This window comes from Pigmentiphaga aceris (assembly GCF_008119665.1).
GTDB classification, from domain to species: Bacteria; Pseudomonadota; Gammaproteobacteria; order Burkholderiales; family Burkholderiaceae_B; genus Pigmentiphaga; species Pigmentiphaga aceris.
The window spans coordinates 1695300-1713026 of sequence record NZ_CP043046.1 but is presented as its reverse complement, the minus strand read 5'-3'; the positions used below and the strand labels follow the sequence as shown (position 1 = coordinate 1713026).

The window sequence follows — 17727 nt, the reverse complement described above, 5'->3', positions numbered from 1 at the left end:
CGCGGACACTGGGTTCTATTTCGAGAAGCCGGGCAGTACATCGTCCGAGGAGATACCCATTAAATAGCTGCCCCAGGCATTGCCCGGGCTATCGCGCTTTTCTTGCAACTCGCCCGGCAAGGGCAAGGCGGCACCACGTGCCAAGGGCTGGACCAAACGCGGTGTCACGATGATCACCAGCTCTTTTTCATTCTGCGAGTAAGACATGCCACGGAAGAAGGCACCGATGATTGGCAGGTCACCCAGGAACGGCACCTTGTCCAGACTCGACACCGTGGTGCGCGACACCAGACCACCGATCACAAAGCTCTCTCCGTCACCCAGTTCCACCGTGGTATCAGCACGCCGCGTGCTGATGCCGGGAATCTGCAATCCATTGACCGTCACGCCGTTGGCCCAGTCGATGTCGCTGGCCTCGGGGGCGACTTTCAACGCGATCCGATCGCGCCCCAACACGGTGGGTGTCAAGGTCAGGCCGATACCGAATGGCTTGTACTCAACACTTGTCGTGCCCAAGGCACCGGCGCTTGGCACCGGCAATTCGCCACCGGACAGGAAACTTGCGCTTTGCCCTGACAAGGCCACCAGGGACGGCTCGGCCAGCACACGCGCCAAGCCATTGGTTTCCAGCAGGCTGAGGTTCACCGACAAGCTGCGTGAGGCGTTCAGGAACACCAGGTTGAACGCTTCGCCAATCGCGGCACCGGCAGCCGGCAGCCCGCCGCTGCTGGTCACGCCCGTATACCTGCCCGGGGAATAGGTACCGAACGCAAAGCCCCGGTCACGCGAGCTGACCAGGTTGAAGCCGGCTTCTTTCATGACCGACTTGCTGAATTCAACGACCTTCACATCGACCTGCACCACGCCACCCGAGGCAACCGTGGAGGTATCCAGTACCACCCCTTCCTTGCCCACCGAATCGCGTGCCGCAATCACGGAATTTTCGTGTTCGGCCAGGGTGGAAAAACTGCCGCGCACCACTGCCCGCCCACCTCGCACATCGACCGTCGCACCGGCGGGCGGGGGCTGCAACGCAGCCAGCTCGCCCAGCACCTTCACCACATAGGTCTTTGCACTTGCCTCGCCCTTGGTCCACAGCGACACCGTGGTGGTCCCGGCTTGCTTGCCGACCACCAACACCGCGCCTGCCTTGCGTTGCGGCCCGGGTTTGAGCAGCAGCACATCAACGATGTCCGGATCGGCAATGGCCACCCGTTCAAGTTCGGCACCCAGCGCCAATTCATGGTTGTCGCGTATCCCCAAGCTAAGCGTCTGCGCCACGTCTGCGGCGCGCACCTGCCCAGCGATGCCCACGGCAACCGCACATACCACCACCCCTGACATGAACAGGTACGACCCGCGCGCACCCGCATGGAACCCCAAGCGACTGATCAAAATGGCACGACCTCTGTCTGCGTTCCTCGAATGATTTCGACCTGACGTGTCGGCGCCGCACGCGGCGCTTGGCGCGGCGTGGGCGATGCGGGAGACACGGCGGGCGGCACCGGCACAGGGGATGGCGATGCAGGAACGGATTCTTCGGTAAGGTTGACCAGCCCCCCCAGGCTCATGCCTGCGTAGGCCTGGTTGCTGGGTTCACGCAGCGACGCACGCTGGGCATCGTTCAAACCGGGACGCGGCGCCAAGGCCGGCCCTGGCTGGTGGAACAGGTTGACGTCGGCCACGGCATCGTCGCCCGGCGCGCGCAGCGCCAGCACGACACGGCCATGCTGGGTCGCCAGCAACAGGCGCGGCACATCGGGCAGCGGCACCACCAGCACCGCCGGCCGCGTGACCGGGCCAGACTGTGCCACTGCCAGGTTGTCGGTCACCCCCGAGCCGTACACCAGCACACGGACCCGTGACAGCAGCAGGCGCACCTGGCTGCGACCAACATTGCTCTGGTCTTTGAGCGAGAAGAACACATCCACGAAATCACCCGCAGAGATCCGGTTCGGACCACCGCTGCTGGTACCACTGCCGCCGCCGATTTCCTCGACCGTCAAGGCAATGGCCCGCTCACCGTCGGTCATGGCAAAGGACAAGGGGCTTGCTGCGCCCAGGTCGGACTCGTAGATGGGTCGGCCCACCGGGATCGCGCGCACCGGCTTCTTGCCGACGAAAGCATCGATATCGCCGTTGGTACCCGGCGGGAAGATCGACAGGTTGACCACCTTCAACTGCCTGGCTTCGATGGGCTGACCCACAGGCAATTCTGCGTCGGCCACCACAACCGGGTAGGACGGTGCCGGGTCCGCAACCGGCGCAGCCACCACGACCTCTGGCGGGCTGCTTTGCCGGCCCAGGACGATGGCAAGCACGGCCAGCCCCAGGGACAGCGCCACCAGTACAGCGGCCACGATTTTGGTCGCTCGGTTCATCGATCACACCTGTGTCTGGACATGGAAAACGAAATCAGGAACCACCGGCGCGTGCCCATTGCTCGGGATCGAGCTGGACGGTTGCGCTGGCACTCAGGGACTGCGGCATCATGCTCGACGGCAGCAGCGACGGAATCAGTGGATAGGCCGCGTAGTTCTGGTAGGAAACGGTCACCGTTCTGCAGGCCATGCCGGATGCGCAATTCGGTGCCGCCACGACGGCCGGTGCGATGGCTGGCTGGGACTGCGTCTGACGAAAGTCAGACAACCAGGCGACCACGCGCGCGGCGGCGTCACGGCCCAGCTGTTCTGGGGCGATGACCGAACTCGTGCGAATGCCGGGTGTAGCCGACGCCGCAAATTCGCTGGTCAACAATGCACGCGCGCCTTCGGCGGCGGCGCGGCTCAGCGACTGCTGCACCACAAACACTGCGCCGTAAGTCACGACGAAATAGAACATCATGAAGAAGACGCCACTGACCAAGGCAAACTCGATGGCAGCCATGCCGCGCTGGCGTGCTGGTGCAGCCCGGGATGTTTGTGTGGCTTGTGCGGTTTGTGCGAATCGACGCATGACAGTACGCATGTCAGACCCCTCGATCGAGTGAGGTCGGCGGAATCCATACCGTTGCCTGCGCCACCAACTGTGCGGGCAACATGGCGCTGAATCCGGGAAACACCGGAATCAGCGGGAAGGATCGGTAGTTGTCGTAGTTGATGCGCACCGTGACCATCCAGCCGGAAGTGGGTGACTGGCAGCCATTGCCAGAACCGCTTCCCGATGACACGTTGCGATCAAAAGACAGGCAGCAGGTTGTGGCCCCGCACAGCCCGGTGCCGGACACGACGGCTTTGCAGCTGGTGTTTTTTCCAGACAAAGAAGAGACCCAGCCGCTGGCGGCATCGGCCAGGGTGCAGGCCTCGGCAAGCCGCGCACGGATTTGCGCCAGCACGTCGGTACCCGCAGCCTGATAACGCAGGCTGCCACGTGCAGCTTCTTCAGCAGCCAATTGCAGGGACTGCCGCGCGGTAACGATCAGGCCCCAGCTGAGCAAGCTGTAGAAAGTCAGGAAGAACGCAAGAAACACAGCGGCAAATTCCACCGCATATGCCCCCCGCTGGCGCGCACGGCTGGCGCTGCCACCACGGGTCCACACTCGAACAGGTTCGAGCGGAACTGCGCGTTGCACCTTTACGTATCGCTGCACGATGCAACCTCTTCGACCGGCTTCACCCACAAGCCGGCAAGCTATTCAAAGCCTGGCACTGATCCAAGGTTGCGCCACCGCGGCAATTGCCATGTATGCCGCGTACGGGATGCCCCGCCTTCCCTGACGCTTGTCGTGGATCCATGTTGCCAAGCGCTGCAACCGCCCACCACCGCCATCCATCCATGAGCCAGCTACCCGGCCCAGATTTGCGAGCGCCGGTACCGCTTCCGATGCATATATCCACTGCATGACAGCGTGCACACCGGTCAGTGCGGTACCTGCCAACCACACCACCAACACGCCGGCTGGCCCCATCAGCAGGCCCAGCACGGCGAAATACTTCACATCACCTGCACCCATCGCGCGAAACGCGTAGAAGGGCAGCAGGAACACAAAGGCCAGCACCCCGCCCACCAGCGAGCTTTGCAGGTCGATCGCGGTACCTGCCGGCAACCCTGCCCAGTCGGCCACACGAAGCACCACATACGCAGCAAGCACCACCAGCAGCAGGCGATTCGGCACACGCCTGAACAGCCAGTCGGTGACGAAAACCACCCCACACAACACCCACAGCAAGACCAGATACCCGCCGCTCATATCTCGCCTGCCCTGTCATGCACGACTAGGCGTGCTCGGCACCGTCAAGAACAAGGTGCGCCACGCCTGTCTGCGTCTTAGTTCGCATCGATCAGCGTCTTCAAACGGCCGAACAATCCAGTCAGCGCGGTAGTGAAGGTGCCAAGCACAGCGATCACCGCCACGGCAATCAAGCCTGCGATCAGGCCGTATTCCAATGCAGTGGCACCGTCTTCTTCATGGAGAAATCGAGCAATCTGGGTTTTCATGATTTGCCTCGCGATCACGCCCTGAGCATGAAAATTTTTTGCTGTCTGGTCAGTCTGTGAGTACTGCCAGTGATGAGGGTCCCGACTGACTCAACAATCGAGACCCTCAAGACTTAGCCAACAGCACCGATTCGCGTAGCCAGTCGATTGAACAAACCTTGCAGCGCGCCGGTGAAGGTACCGATCACGGCGATTACCGCGACAGCGATCAAGCCGGCGATCAGCCCGTATTCAAGCGCCGTGGCACCATCTTCTTCACGAAGGAACTGAGCAATTTCATTTTTCATGATTGACCTCATTGCCATAGTCCATGGCATGGATTTTTATTCAGGCCGCCGCTGGGTGCAGCGGGATTCTCCGGCCCGCCCCTGGCTTCGCACATTATCCGAAGCATCTGGTGAGTTAATTCTGCCCATACTCAAGCAAGGCGACGACGGTTTGTCAGGACTTGTCAGAAGCTCGGCAACGCGCCCGCCCAATCCTCATAAAAAATTTTGCTTTTGGAGATCTTCATAAAAGAAAATTATGAATTATCCAGAGCAAGCCATTAAATGAGGGAACTGACAAATGTGTTTGTCAGAATTCGACAGATACTAGAAAGTATTGCTTTGGACTTATTGGTTATAAGCAACTTTTCTGCGAATAGTCGTAATTTTGCGATTAACCGGGGTGGGTTGTATCGCGCGATTCCAGCAGCTCGTTCATGCGCACCTCAAGCCGCTTCTGATATACCCGCGCAGCGCGGGCAAGTTGAAGCTTCATCACACCCAGCATAGCCAGGCACAACGCAAAAACGACGTAGGGAAGATATGCTCCTTCCAGGATCAGTCCACTGTCACCGGGCTTGGGCACGTAGATGAAGGTGCAGGCCAGCACGCCTATATAGTGTGAGCCCCCGACAGACAGCGCCATCACTACCGATGCCGTGCGACGTTGGGCTTCGCTCTCGACATTGAACGCCAGCCACAAGGAAACAGTGGCGGCCACCGCAGCAATAAGAATCGAGGCCCCTACCCCCAGCACGCTCCAGGACAGCACGCCCTGCGTATGCACCGCATCCATGCCCAGGTAGTTGACGCCTGCCATGACTGCGCCCGTAGCACAGCCACTGACAATGCAGGTCTTGGCGCTGAATGCAGACTTGCCGACATACCAGAGCGCCACCCCAGCCACGACCACCGATATCACGAACGTCAGGAAGGTCAGTCCGAACTCATAACCCACGGCAAACGGATAACGCTGCGCTGCCATGCCAAGAAACTGCATGCCCCAGATGGTGACCCCGCCCAGCGCCAGCGCACCGACCAGCACATACCCGACACGCAGCCCACCATCTTCATTGCGTATTTTGGACGTCGCTTCGAGCGCGACATACGCACCGAGCGCAGACAGGATAAAGGACAGTACAAACATCCCCGGCCTGAAGGACACGGAGATAATATCGCCAGACTGCATGGTTGCCCCGGGGTAGTCAGCTCGGACGACAAGCGTCGCGAGATGTTAGAAAAATATCAGAACGTAGCTTCGGCCACCGTCATTCAACGACCGCGTCACGTAAAGCTCCATCGAAAGTCAGAATTAGTCAGAACATGGCGTCGCGCAAAAATAATTAGTCGCAATGTCAGAACTAGTCAGAACAACTCAAGCAAACCCGGGGACTATATGTACTGATATTGCGACACTCGGATCGCCCCGCCTTACTATGATTATCAAACCATTCAAGACCCTGCCTTGCGCAGGCGGCTGGTGGAAGCACGCGTCTGTCTCGGTGGCCATATTGGCTGCTTTTGGTGCCCAGGCTGCCGACGCGCCGATGCGTGGAAATCCTATTGATTCGCTGCCGCAGATCGAACCGGCAGCCCCACCGGCCAGTGCGCCGGTTGCGCTGCCCGCAGCACCCGTGTCACCAGAGATTCAAGCGCGTCTGGCCCGTCGTATCGTGCCCCGTCACTTTGCGGTCAGTGGGGTCAGCGCCATTCCGTTCGACGACGTGGTGGCATTGCTGACACCCTTGGCAGGCAAGGAAATTTCCGTTGGCGAGCTGGCCGAGCGTGCACAGGAAATCACCAAGCTGTATCAGCAACGTGGTTATGCGCTGTCGTTCGGGCTGATACAGGAACAGTCATTCGCCAACGGCGAAGTGAAGGTCACGGTAATCGAGGGTTTCGTGGGCAAGACCCGCATCGAAGGCGATGCTGGTGGCGCACACGACGCCATGGCACGTTACGCTGCGCGCATCGAAGCCGATCGCCCCTTGCGCCTGGAGACACTTGAGCGATATCTGAACCTGATGGCGCAATTGCCGGGGGTGAAGATCAAACCCGAATTGCCTGCACCGCAACGGGCAGATGGTGTAACCGAGCTGGTGTTGAACGTTACGCACAAACCAGTGACCGGGAATGTGTTTCTGGGCCAGGTCGGCAATAGCCCCAGCGCCATACTCGGGGTCAATATCAACAGCATGACGCCGCTGGCCGAGCAGCTGCAATTGAATGCTGCCGTTCCCGGTGGACGCGACAAGCTGCAGTATTACGCGCTGTCCTATCGCCAACCGATTGGCGACGACGGCCTGAGCCTGCGCGGCAACGCATCTTTATATAAGGCAGATCCGCGCGACAAGGTACTGCAGTCGCTGGGCCTGGCCCGCAACATCGAGAATCGACGTGTCGGCCTGTCGCTGGCGTATCCGGTTCTGCTGAGCAATACGCGCAGTGTGAATGTCAGCGCGGGCGTGTATGCGGCCAACAATCTTGATCGCTATACCCGCGTGGCAGACGGTGCGAACGTGGCCTTGGTGTCGCATACCCGTGTGGTGCAGGCCGATGTGACGTATGCAGATGCCAGCCCCATGCAATCTCGCAGCCTGACGGCAGGACTGAGCAAAGGCTTGGATGGGCTGGGCGCAAGCCAGGCCAGCACCACCAACTACGACCTTGGCTTTACCCGCTTGAACCTGGGTGCCACGCAGAACCTGGTGCTTCCGGCAGGCTTTGGCCTGAGCGGATCGATGGCTGCCCAGTTCAGTGGAGACACGCTGCCGCCGTCAGAGCAGATCACCTTCGGCGGCCCGCGCTTCGGGGCCGGGTATCCGTCGGGTGCGGTGGGCGGCGATTCAGGATGGGGCTTTGCACTGGAGTTGAACCGCAAGTTTGCGGTGCCGACGACGTATCTGAAGACGGTCACGCCATATGTCCTGCTCGATACAGCACGCATCCGTGTGGCCGAACCGCTTCCCGGTCAGGGGCAGGAACAGCTTGCATCCGCAGCGCTTGGATTGCGTTTCAGCGATGACCGTTATTACAGCCTGGATTTGAATATCGCCAAGCCTATCGGTGATCGACCGATCAATGAATCGAAGCGGCCGCTGCGCTTTAACCTGAGCTATTCGTTGCAGTTGGATTAAGGGGGTCGTCGGGCGTTACAGCCCGGCGACGTAACGTTACGTGAACCATCCGTGACCGTAACGTCGTTACGCAAAAATCGAAATTCGTCAGATTTGCGATTTCCGGATTTCTTGAAAATCGCAATTACTCGAAAGCCGGAAAGCCGCATATTCATTGGGTTTCCGCCGATATTCCGGTTGGTCGAATATCTCTGCTTCAGCATCTGACGAACGGTAAATCGTTTTGGCATAGCTATTGCACAAATAACTGGACCAGAACACTTCACGACCAACGCGTCGTCCTACCGGGAGCTCTCCATGCCTGCACGCACCTTATTCTCGCCCCGTACTGCAACCCTGACCGCAGCGGTCCTGCTTGCACTGTCCACCCTTGCGGGCTGCGGCTCGTCTGGCGGTCATATGGCAGCAGGCGGCTCGTCGTCGGGTTCTGGCGGCACCACCGGTGGCTCCGGTGATTCGGGAACCGTCATTGGCACGCCCGGCACCACCGGGGGCGATACGGGCACCGATGGCGGAACCATCATCGGCACCAATCCTGGCACCAGCGGCGGTGACACCGGCACGGGCGGTGGCAGCGGTGGTACGGGCGGCGGCGGAGGTGGCGGCGGTACGCCCCCGGTCGTGACGAATCCTCCGGGCACCGGCGGTCCTGGCGGCCCGGGCACGCCTCCGGTTGTCGTGAACCCCGGCAACAACGGCGGCAGCACCACGGGTGTGCTGGCTCCCACCTTGAGCAATGCCGGCAATGCAGTGGACACGCTGACAGGCGGCACCTTGAACGTCGGTACACAGCTTGGCGCAACCGGCACGGCACTGGATACGGTCGTCACGCCGATCGTCAACACAACCACGGGCCTGACGCAGACGGTTGGTGCCACGACGGGTCTGGGTGCACCGGCCAGCGGTCTGCTTGAAACCGTGGGCAGCACCGTCGCAGGCGTCGGCACCCAGATTGGCAACACCGGGACCACGACCCCGTTGCAGACCGGTGCGAGCGCCCTGGTGACCTCGCTGGGCAATGCCGTGTCCACCACCGGTGGCCTGGTCAATGCCAACCCCAACAACCCCACCCCGCTGGGCACGGCCTTGAATCAGGCAGCTGGTGGCGTAAACGGTCTGGTGACCGGGCTTGGCAGCGGCAATCCTTCCCAAGGCGTGCTGCAACCGACGCTTGCGGGTACCGGAGCAGCCGTAGACAACGTGGCCCCGCTGGGTCTGCAGACCACGCTGGGAGCGGCCGGACGAGTCGTGGACGGTGTTGCAGTACCGGTAGTGGGTGGCGTGACCAGCACGACCCAGACGGTAGGTGCCACGACGCAGCTCGGCGCACCGGCAAGTGGACTGCTGCAACAAGTGGGCGGCGTGGTCAGCAACGTCGGCACACAGACGGCCGGCAACAACCTGCCCGGCGCAGCCGGTGTGGGTGGCTTGCTGAACGAGGTGGGTCAAGGCGTGGCTGCCAGCGGCGGCTTGCTGCAGGCCGATGCCAACAACCCCACCCCCTTGCGCAATACCCTGACGCACGTGACCAATGGCGTGGGTGACCTGACCGCGGGCTTGGCCGCAGATGGTTCGCTGCTGGCCCCGGTCACTGGCGCGCTGACCAATGTCGTGACTCAGGTGCCGGTCAGTGGTGCAGGCGTCTCGCCCATTGGCGGCGTCGGCGAAACCGTGCTGGGTGGCGTCAACGGCAACATCCTGACGCCGGTCGCCGGCCTCGTGAGCGGCATCGGCGGTGCAGCCACCCCGAGCGCAGCAAACGGCCCGCTGGCACCGGTGACCAGCGCCTTGTCGTCGATCACGGGCAACCTGGGTAATGCCGGTGCGCCGGGTGCACCGGCCAGCGTGCTGGCTCCGGTCACCACGGCACTCACCTCGGCAACGGGCGGCCTGCAAGGCGGTGGCACGACGGCCCCGGCTGCCGGATTGCTGGCCCCGGTGGGCGGTGTGTTGAGCGGTGTCACCAGCAGCCTGGCAGGTGCCACCACGCCGTCGACCGGCGGTACCCCGGCTACCGGTGCACTGGCACCGGTCACCAACCTGCTGACCTCGGTAACCAGCTCGCTGGCACCGACCGCCCCGGCGGCTGCCCCCACCACGACCGTCGCAGCGGGCGCAGGCGTGGCGGTGGGTACGGTGGCTGCACCGGCTCCCAGCACGGGCGGCACCACCACAGGTGGCGTGCTCGCCCCGGTGACTGGTCTGGTCAACAACCTGGTGACCACGGTGACTGGCGCGACGACGGGTGCAACGACCGGTGGTACCACCACGACCGGTGGCACGACCAACACCGTAGGCGCAGTCGGCGGCCTGTTGAACGGTGTGTTGGGCACCCGCCGATAAGCGTCCGAACCACCAGCCAGGATGCTGATGTAGATACCCATGCAAGCCAACGTGTAATCGACCAAGGAATGCTCATGCCGGCCCAGATCAAGCACCTAGAACTTGCCCCGAACTTTCGTTTCCACGGCGCACCTTCCTTACCTGCGGCAAATGGCACTGCCGACGAGCCTCGACGAGACTCGCCGGAGCTGCAGATGATGGATGAAGTGGTGAACATGCTGGAACGTCGCGCGGCGGTGTATGCGGGACTCAAACGCATTGCCACCGCTTCGCAGTACGGACTCAGCGTGGGTGACCTGCGCGCCCTGGATCTGATCGTGGAACTGGGCCCGTTGACCACGGGCCAACTGACCCAGTTGTCGGGCCTGAGTTCGGGCAACATCACCGCCATCGTCGACCGCCTGGAAGCCAACCAGATGGTTCGCCGCAGCAAGCATCCGCTGGACCGGCGTGTGATCGTGCTGGAGGCAGATCGCCAGCAATGCAGCGTGCTTGATGTCCCCGATGCCAATCGTCTGGCGGCAGGCGACATGCCGGGCATGGATGCCAATACCTTGGCGCAGGTGCACGCATTCCTTGCGCAGTATCTGGATCACCTGCGTGACGACGCCCTGCACAGTCGTTCGCGCAATGGGCATATGAACACGGCACACGTGAACACCCACATGGGCAGTGCACATATGAACTGAGCCAGTAGCTGAACCCCGCAAGCCAGCAACACGCGGCCTTGGCAAAGGGATGGATTTCCTTTCCAGGGCCGTTTCCATCCACTGCAAAAAAATCGGAATCCTTATGTCAGCGCAGCTCCACTTCATTCATGGCCCGTCCGAGGCCAATTCGCGCAACCATTCGTTCCCGGTCACGGCGTCCAACCAGGAACGGCCAAGGATGGTGCCGACGACGCACGCAGACCTGCTGGATGGCGTCATGGCCATGCTTGGTCATCGGATTGCGGTGTATGCAGGACTGCGCCGCACAATGATTGCAGCCGAGCGCGGACTGACTGTGGGTGACCTGCGCGTGCTGGATCTGATCATTGAACTGGCCCCGCTGCATACCGGCCAGTTGCGGCGTCTGTCGGGCCTGAGTTCGGGCAACATCACCAGCATCATCGACCGGCTGGAAGGGCTTGGCATGATTCATCGGGCCAAGCACCCTACCGATCGCCGCATTACCTTGCTGACGCCAGATGCAGAACGCTGCGCGGAACTCGACGCGCTGTCGGCACCTGCCCGTGGCAAGTCGCGGCCGATGCCGGACGCCGAGACGCTGAAGCAGGTGCACGCCTTTCTGACGCATTACCTGGGCGAGAAGCGTGAAGACACGCTGGGTAATTCGGGGCAGTGAAGCGGTGCAGTTGGAGATTGCGCGGTTGGCGGACTGCGCAATTAAAAAACGTCAGACAGAAAATGTCAGAAAAACAAAAACCCGCATAGCAAACGCTGATGCGGGTTTCTGGTCTGTGCTGAGCACAGTCTTGCAGGGCACTTGGCGGAGACGGAGAGATTCGAACTCTCGATGCAGTTTTAGCCACATACTCCCTTAGCAGGGGAGCCCCTTCGGCCACTCGGGCACGTCTCCGTAAGGCGAAAAGAACTATAGCACAGAAATTTACCCCGTCGCTACGGTTCCCCCACCAAAATTAAGCTTCCTGTACCTGGTCCAGGCCGAAAGCCTTGTGCAAGGCGCGCACGGCCAGTTCCATGTACTTGTCTTCGATGATCACCGAGGTCTTGATTTCGCTGGTGCTGATCATCTGGATGTTGATGCCCTCTTCCGACAAGGTCTTGAACATCAGGCTGGCCACGCCAACGTGCGAGCGCATGCCGATGCCGACGATCGATACCTTGGCGACCTTGGCGTCGGAGACGACTTCCTTGGCACCGACAGCGGGCAGGACCTGCTGGGTCAGCACGTCGATCGTCTTCTGGAATTCGTTGCGATGCACGGTGAACGAGAAGTCGGTCGTGCCAGCCACGGACTGGTTCTGCACGATCACATCGACATCGATGTTGGCGGCAGCAATCGGGCCGAGGATCGAATAGGCAACACCCGGCTTGTCGGGCACGGCCACCAGGGTGACCTTGGCCTCGTCGCGGCTGAACGCGATACCGGAAACGACGGCGGCTTCCATTTTTTCGTCTTCCTCAAAAGTGATCAGTGTCCCGGACGTCATTTCTTCGTCGAGCGGGATCATGGGGTCGGTGAGCGACGACAGCACGCGCGTCGGCACCCGGTATTTGCCGGCGAATTCCACCGAGCGGATCTGCAGGACCTTGGAGCCCAGCGATGCCATTTCCATCATTTCCTCGAAGGAAACGACGCGCAGGCGACGCGCTTCGGGCACCACGCGCGGATCGGTCGTGTAGACACCATCCACGTCGGTATAGATCAGGCATTCATCGGCTTTCAGGGCCGCTGCCACCGCCACCGCAGACGTGTCGGAACCACCGCGACCCAGGGTCGTGATGTGGCCGTCGTCGTCAATGCCCTGGAAACCGGTCACGATGACCACACGTCCGGCGTCCAGATCGGCACGGATGCGCTTGTCGTCGATCGAGGTGATGCGTGCCTTGGTGTAGGACGAATCGGTGCGCACCGGCACTTGCCAGCCGGTGTAGCTGCGCGCGGGCTGGCCGATGTCCTGCAGCGCAATCGCCAGCAGTGCAACGCTTGCCTGTTCGCCGGTCGAAGCCAGCATGTCGAGCTCGCGCGCATCGGGCTGGGCCGAAATGTCTTTCGCCAGGCCGATCAGGCGGTTGGTTTCGCCAGACATGGCAGAAGGCACCACGACAACCTGGTGACCGGCCGCGTGCCACTTGGCAACGCGACGGGCGACATTCTTGATGCGCTCGACCGAGCCCATCGACGTGCCGCCGTATTTATGAACGATTAGGGCCATGTGACGAGGAAATGAGTAACGGATGGCAAACCATAGATGGTAGCCCACCGTTCAAACATCGCAAAGTCTCCTACGCTGGTAACACAACAGTGGGTCGATTTGGCGTCCACAGCAGGCGAATGCCGGGCGTTGCGTGCGGCACACGAACGTCGCTGCCAAGCCCGGCCACATGGATCAGCTGTTCATCCCGGTAAAGCAGGGGCAGGCGATCGCGCGCCCAGGCGGGCACGCCCGCTTCCTGATAAAGATTTTTCAGGCTGCGCGATGGGCTGCCAGCGCGAATCTGCAGGCGCTCGCTGCCACGTCGCACGCCCATTGCAAGCGGTCCGGCTTGCAGCCAGGCGGGGTCGATTCCGTGGGGCACGGACTCGAAATGCAGCACGCCATCAAAGGCGTCGACGTGCAGTGACGCTTCTCCGCGCCAGGTCAGTTCGACAGGTGACGTGGTCTGTTCACGGTCCGCCGCCTGCGTGCTTTCTGCCGGCATCAACACGACCCAATCGCGATACCGCCGTACCGTACACCCCTGATGCGTCCACACAGGCTGACGATCCACGCCGGCATCACGCAGTTGCACGCACAAAGCCTGAAGGCGCGCTTCCGTCGGCATTTGAAGATGGCAGGCATCCAACCACGCACGCAACACCAGTGTCTGACGCGCCGGACTCAAGGCCAGCAGGCCCGACAGACGCAGGCAGGCCCCCAGGCTGTCATGCAGCTCACTGATCTGCGCAAGATCGCTTTGCGCGACTTCCTGCAACACAGCGGCGGCGGTTTCCGCATGCTGTGCAAAGCGTGTCAGCGTGGTGCGATAACCGGGCCAATGCGCTGCCATGCCGGGCAGCACATCACGGCGCAATGCCCCGCGTGCATAGCGGGTGTCCAGGTTGCTGGGATCATCGGCCAGTTCAATGCCGTGATGCGCGGCCCAGGCTTGCGCAGGGGCCAGCAACAAGGCCCGTGGCAAGGCCAACCAGGGACGCAGGAAATGCGCACCTTTGGCCTCGATGGTCGAACGCATGCCGCGCACGCCATCGATGCCACTGCCGCGCAGCAATCGGTGCAATACGGTTTCGACCTGATCGTCTTGGTGATGAGCCAGCAGCACGGGCGATGCACCGTGCTGCTGCGCAAGCGCTGCCAAGGCCCGGTAGCGCGCATGGCGGGCCGCCGCTTCTATCCCCTCTCCGCTGGCCAGGTCGACATGCACCCGTGCCACATGAACAGGAATGCCAAGCGCATGGCCGACTTGTTCGGCCGCACGTGTCCATGCCGCAGCCAGCGGGTGCAGGCCGTGATCGACATGGAAGAAATGCAGGGAAAGGTGATGGGTGCGCGCGTGCTGCGCGGCACAGCAGGCCAGTGCGACGGAATCGGGACCGCCGCTCAGACCCACGGCAAAGGTGGACACGGGCCGGTCCTGGCAAGCCAGGGCCGCGGCAAGCGCGGCCAGACCTGCAGGACTGGCACCGTCCGGGCCGGCCTCAGGCCTTGCCGGTCTCTTTGAAGCGTCCATAGGACATGACGCGCTGCAGACGCTGATCGACCAAGGCGGTCGGCGTCAGACCCTGCAACTGGCGCAGGCTGTCGACCAGCGTGCGCTTGAGCATCTGGGTCATCAGCTTGGGATCGCGATGCGCGCCGCCAACCGGCTCGGGCACGATCTTGTCGATCAGGCCAAGCGCCTTCAGGCGATGCGCGGTAATGCCCAAGGCTTCGGCAGCATCAGGTGCCTTCTGCGGGCTGCGCCACAGAATGGAGGCGCAACCTTCGGGCGAGATCACCGAGTAGGTCGAGTACTGCAGCATGATCACGTTGTCGGCCACGGCAATCGCCAACGCGCCGCCTGAACCGCCCTCACCGATGATGGTGGCGATGATCGGCACCTTCAGTTCGGCCATGGCGAACAGGTTGTGGCCGATGGCCTCCGATTGGCCCCGAGCTTCTGCGTCGATACCGGGGTAAGCACCCGGGGTGTCAACGAAGGTGAAGACCGGCAGGCCGAATTTCTCGGCCAGACGCATCAGGCGAAGCGCCTTGCGATAGCCCTCGGGCTTGGGCATGCCGAAGTTGCGTGCGGCGCGTTCCTTGGTGTCACGGCCCTTCTGATGACCGATGACCATGCAGGACATGCCGTTGAATCGCGCCAGACCACCCACGATCGACTGGTCGTCCGCGAACATGCGGTCGCCATGCAACTCGTGGAAGTCCGTGAACATCTCCGCCACGTAGTCGAGCGTGTACGGACGCTGCGGGTGGCGGGCCACCAGCGCGGTCTGCCACGGCGTCAGCTTGGCATAGATGTCCTTGGTGAGAGACAGGCTTTTTTGCTGCAGCCGGCCGATCTCATCGGAAATATCCACCGCCGAATCTGCCTGGACAAAGCGCAGCTCTTCGATCTTGCCTTCAAGTTCGGCGATGGGTTGTTCAAATTCTAGAAATGCGTTTCGCATCAATTCTCCACAGGTACGGGATCGAGGCTGCGCCATAGATACCAGGTGGCCACTGTGCACCAGGGCTTCCAGGCTTGCGCCACTTCCCGCGCCTCGAAACGAGAGACGGGTTCCCCGCTGAAATAATGCAGCGAGATCGCCTTCAACAGTCCGGGATCATCCAAAGGGAGGATATCGGGCCGCCGCAGATTAAAAATCAGGAACATCTCGGCTGTCCAGCGGCCAATGCCGCGAATCGCCGTCAACTCGGCAATCACCGCCTCATCGTCCATCTCGGACCACTGGCGCGGATGGACGCGCTTTTCCTGGAAGTGTGTCGCCAGGTCGAGCAGATAGTCAGCCTTGCGCTGCGACAGACCCGCGGACCGCAACGTGTCCAGCCCGGCGGCTGTCACGCTGGCGGCAGTCGCACGCCTGCCACAGATTTCCTGGAAACGCGCCCAGGCCGCATCACCCGCCTTGGCGGAGATCTGCTGGCCAATGATGGCGCGCGCCAGGGTCTGGAACGGATCGGTGCGCGTTGACAAGTGGATTTCCGGATACTGCGGAATGATCTTCCGCAGAATACGGTCGCGCTTGGTCAACTGGGCAACCGCACTGTCCCAATAGTCGGGCTTCGGCCCCTCCGGGGGCTTCACGCGCGTCGCCAGACGGTCACACCGCCCGGCTTGTCTTCGAGCACGATGCCATCGGCCAGCAATTCCGCACGAATGCGGTCAGCCAGCGCGAAGTCGCGTGCGGCCTTGGCGGCACGGCGGGCTTCGATGCGGACTTCAACGTCATCCTGCACCTGGACCACCACACCACCTTCATCGCCCGCCGCCAGCGCCTGCGCAGCAACAGCGGCATCAACGCCCGCCGCACCACGACGACCTTGCAGGAAGCTGCGTGCGTCTTGCTGCAACAGGCCAATCACGCCACCCAAGGCACGCAACTGACCCGCCGCGCGTGCCGAGCCGGTCTTGTTGGCATCCACAGCCAGCTCGAACAACACGGCCATGGCTTCGGGCGTGTTGAAGTCGTCGTCCATGGCTGCCCGGAATGCCACGCCACTGGGCGCATCCCAATCGATACCGGCATCGTCGGCATCGACATTGGCCAGCGCCGTGTACAGGCGCGTGAGCGCCGCCTTGGCGTCAGTCAGGTTGTCGCGCGCGTAGTTCTGCTCGCTGCGATAGTGGCTGCGCACGATGAAGAAGCGGATGACTTCCGGGTCGTAGTGTTCCAGCGTGTCGCGGATGGTGAAGAAGTTGCCCAGGGACTTGGACATTTTCTCGGCATCGACCATCAGCGGACCGCAGTGCATCCAGGTGTTGGCAAGCTGGCCGCCGTAAGCACCTTCGGTCTGCGCGATCTCGTTTTCGTGATGCGGGAACTTCAGGTCGGGGCCACCGCCGTGAATGTCCAGCGGCAAGCCCAGCAAGGACAGGCTCATGGCCGAGCACTCGATGTGCCAGCCCGGACGGCCTTCGCCATAGGGCGATTCCCAGCGGGTGTCTTCGGGCTCGGTCGGCTTGGCCGACTTCCACAGCACGAAGTCCAGCGGGTCGCGCTTGCTGGCGTCGACCGCCACGCGCTCACCGGCCCGCAGGTCGTCGAGCGAGCGGCCCGACAACTTGCCGTAGCCCTCGAACTTGCGCACCGCGAAGTTCACGTCGCCGTCATCGGCCTGATAGGCCAGGCCACGGTCTTCCAGCAGCTTGATGATGTCGAGCATCTTGCCCACGTACTGCGTGGCACGCGGCTCGTGGTCGGGCGGCTGCACGCCGAGCGCCTGCTCGTCTTCATGCATCGCATTGATGAAGAACTCGGTCACCTCGCCAATGCGGCGATTCGACTCGACGGCGCGACGGATGATCTTGTCATCGATGTCGGTAATGTTGCGCACATAGGTGACCTTCAGGCCACTGGCGCGCAACCAGCGCTGGACGATGTCGAAACTCACCAGCATCCGCGCATGCCCGAGGTGACAGTAGTCGTACACCGTCATGCCACAGACGTACATGCGTACGTGACCGGGCTCTGTCGGTTGCAAGGGCTGTTTGGCACGCGCGAGCGTGTTGTAGATCTGGAGCATGAGCGCCGCGGGAAGAGAAAAACGGGAAGCCCCGGAGGGGGAAGGCACCGCCGGGGCTAAAATCGGCTGCAAAGTATATCAACCCGGGGAATCCGGCTCCGTTTTCGGGCCA

At 62.0% G+C, this 17727-nt stretch carries 17 protein-coding genes and 1 tRNA gene; 4 read left to right on the top strand and 14 right to left on the bottom strand.

All coding sequences use genetic code 11. The features are described from left to right. Positions 1–15: 15 nt before the first annotated feature. From FXN63_RS07160 to FXN63_RS07125, 8 genes are all read right to left on the bottom strand, one after another. On the bottom strand, positions 16–1395 hold the full coding sequence (locus FXN63_RS07160) for a type II and III secretion system protein family protein (RefSeq protein WP_246165055.1): 1380 nt from the start codon (positions 1393–1395) through the stop codon (positions 16–18). Beyond that, positions 1392–2381, bottom strand: a complete 990-nt coding sequence (cpaB, locus tag FXN63_RS07155) for a Flp pilus assembly protein CpaB (protein ID WP_148814026.1) — start codon at positions 2379–2381, stop codon at positions 1392–1394. Before cpaB ends, FXN63_RS07160 begins: the two co-directional genes overlap by 4 nt. A 34-nt stretch (positions 2382–2415) precedes the next feature. Beyond that, complete coding sequence (locus FXN63_RS07150; protein WP_148814025.1) at positions 2416–2967, bottom strand: TadE/TadG family type IV pilus assembly protein; 552 nt, start codon at positions 2965–2967, stop codon at positions 2416–2418. A 1-nt stretch (position 2968) separates the two neighbouring features. After that, positions 2969–3589: a TadE/TadG family type IV pilus assembly protein gene (locus FXN63_RS07145; protein WP_187395140.1), complete on the bottom strand. Its 621-nt coding sequence runs from the start codon at positions 3587–3589 to the stop codon at positions 2969–2971. A 45-nt stretch (positions 3590–3634) separates the two neighbouring features. Further along, positions 3635–4189, bottom strand: a complete 555-nt coding sequence (locus FXN63_RS07140; protein ID WP_148814023.1) for an A24 family peptidase — start codon at positions 4187–4189, stop codon at positions 3635–3637. A 77-nt stretch (positions 4190–4266) separates the two neighbouring features. Next, entirely contained in the window at positions 4267–4437 is a 171-nt protein-coding gene (locus FXN63_RS07135) for a Flp family type IVb pilin (RefSeq protein WP_148814022.1), read from the bottom strand. Between the two features lie 113 nt (positions 4438–4550). After that, complete coding sequence (locus FXN63_RS07130; protein ID WP_148814021.1) at positions 4551–4724, bottom strand: Flp family type IVb pilin; 174 nt, start codon at positions 4722–4724, stop codon at positions 4551–4553. Positions 4725–5097: 373 nt separating this feature from the next. After that, positions 5098–5850 carry an MHYT domain-containing protein gene (locus tag FXN63_RS07125; protein ID WP_187395139.1) on the bottom strand — a complete coding sequence of 251 codons (753 nt, stop codon included), beginning with the start codon at positions 5848–5850 and terminating at the stop codon, positions 5098–5100. Between the two features lie 289 nt (positions 5851–6139). Between FXN63_RS07125 and FXN63_RS07120 the strand changes: the two genes are divergently transcribed. The 4 genes from FXN63_RS07120 (at position 6140) to FXN63_RS07105 (ending at position 11530) form a co-directional block, all read left to right on the top strand. Beyond that, the gene (locus FXN63_RS07120; protein WP_187395138.1) at positions 6140–7840 is read left to right on the top strand and encodes a ShlB/FhaC/HecB family hemolysin secretion/activation protein; all 1701 of its coding nucleotides are present in this window, start codon (positions 6140–6142) and stop codon (positions 7838–7840) included. Between the two features lie 297 nt (positions 7841–8137). Further along, the gene (locus tag FXN63_RS07115; protein WP_148814018.1) at positions 8138–10183 is read left to right on the top strand and encodes a beta strand repeat-containing protein; all 2046 of its coding nucleotides are present in this window, start codon (positions 8138–8140) and stop codon (positions 10181–10183) included. Positions 10184–10257: 74 nt separating this feature from the next. Beyond that, entirely contained in the window at positions 10258–10872 is a 615-nt protein-coding gene (locus FXN63_RS07110; protein WP_187395137.1) for a MarR family transcriptional regulator, read from the top strand. Between the two features lie 103 nt (positions 10873–10975). Then, entirely contained in the window at positions 10976–11530 is a 555-nt protein-coding gene (locus tag FXN63_RS07105; protein WP_187395136.1) for a MarR family transcriptional regulator, read from the top strand. Positions 11531–11672: 142 nt separating this feature from the next. Here FXN63_RS07105 and FXN63_RS07100 read toward each other — a convergent pair. The 6 genes from FXN63_RS07100 to cysS all read right to left on the bottom strand — a co-directional run bounded on the left by FXN63_RS07100 (position 11673) and on the right by cysS (position 17615). Then, positions 11673–11764: transfer RNA gene (locus tag FXN63_RS07100), tRNA-Ser, on the bottom strand. 61 nt (positions 11765–11825) lie between these two features. Beyond that, on the bottom strand, positions 11826–13085 hold the full coding sequence (locus FXN63_RS07095) for an aspartate kinase (RefSeq protein WP_148814015.1): 1260 nt from the start codon (positions 13083–13085) through the stop codon (positions 11826–11828). 70 nt (positions 13086–13155) lie between these two features. Further along, on the bottom strand, positions 13156–14496 hold the full coding sequence (gene tilS, locus FXN63_RS07090) for a tRNA lysidine(34) synthetase TilS (protein WP_187395135.1): 1341 nt from the start codon (positions 14494–14496) through the stop codon (positions 13156–13158). A 73-nt stretch (positions 14497–14569) separates the two neighbouring features. Continuing rightward, a complete protein-coding gene (locus FXN63_RS07085) occupies positions 14570–15538 on the bottom strand; it encodes an acetyl-CoA carboxylase carboxyltransferase subunit alpha (protein WP_148814013.1) in 969 nt (322 codons plus the stop codon). After that, complete coding sequence (locus FXN63_RS07080) at positions 15538–16176, bottom strand: DNA-3-methyladenine glycosylase family protein (protein ID WP_148814012.1); 639 nt, start codon at positions 16174–16176, stop codon at positions 15538–15540. Before FXN63_RS07080 ends, FXN63_RS07085 begins: the two co-directional genes overlap by 1 nt. Further along, positions 16173–17615, bottom strand: a complete 1443-nt coding sequence (gene cysS / locus FXN63_RS07075) for a cysteine--tRNA ligase (RefSeq protein ID WP_148814011.1) — start codon at positions 17613–17615, stop codon at positions 16173–16175. The genes FXN63_RS07080 and cysS overlap by 4 nt, the downstream gene beginning before the upstream one ends. Positions 17616–17727: the final 112 nt, after the last annotated feature.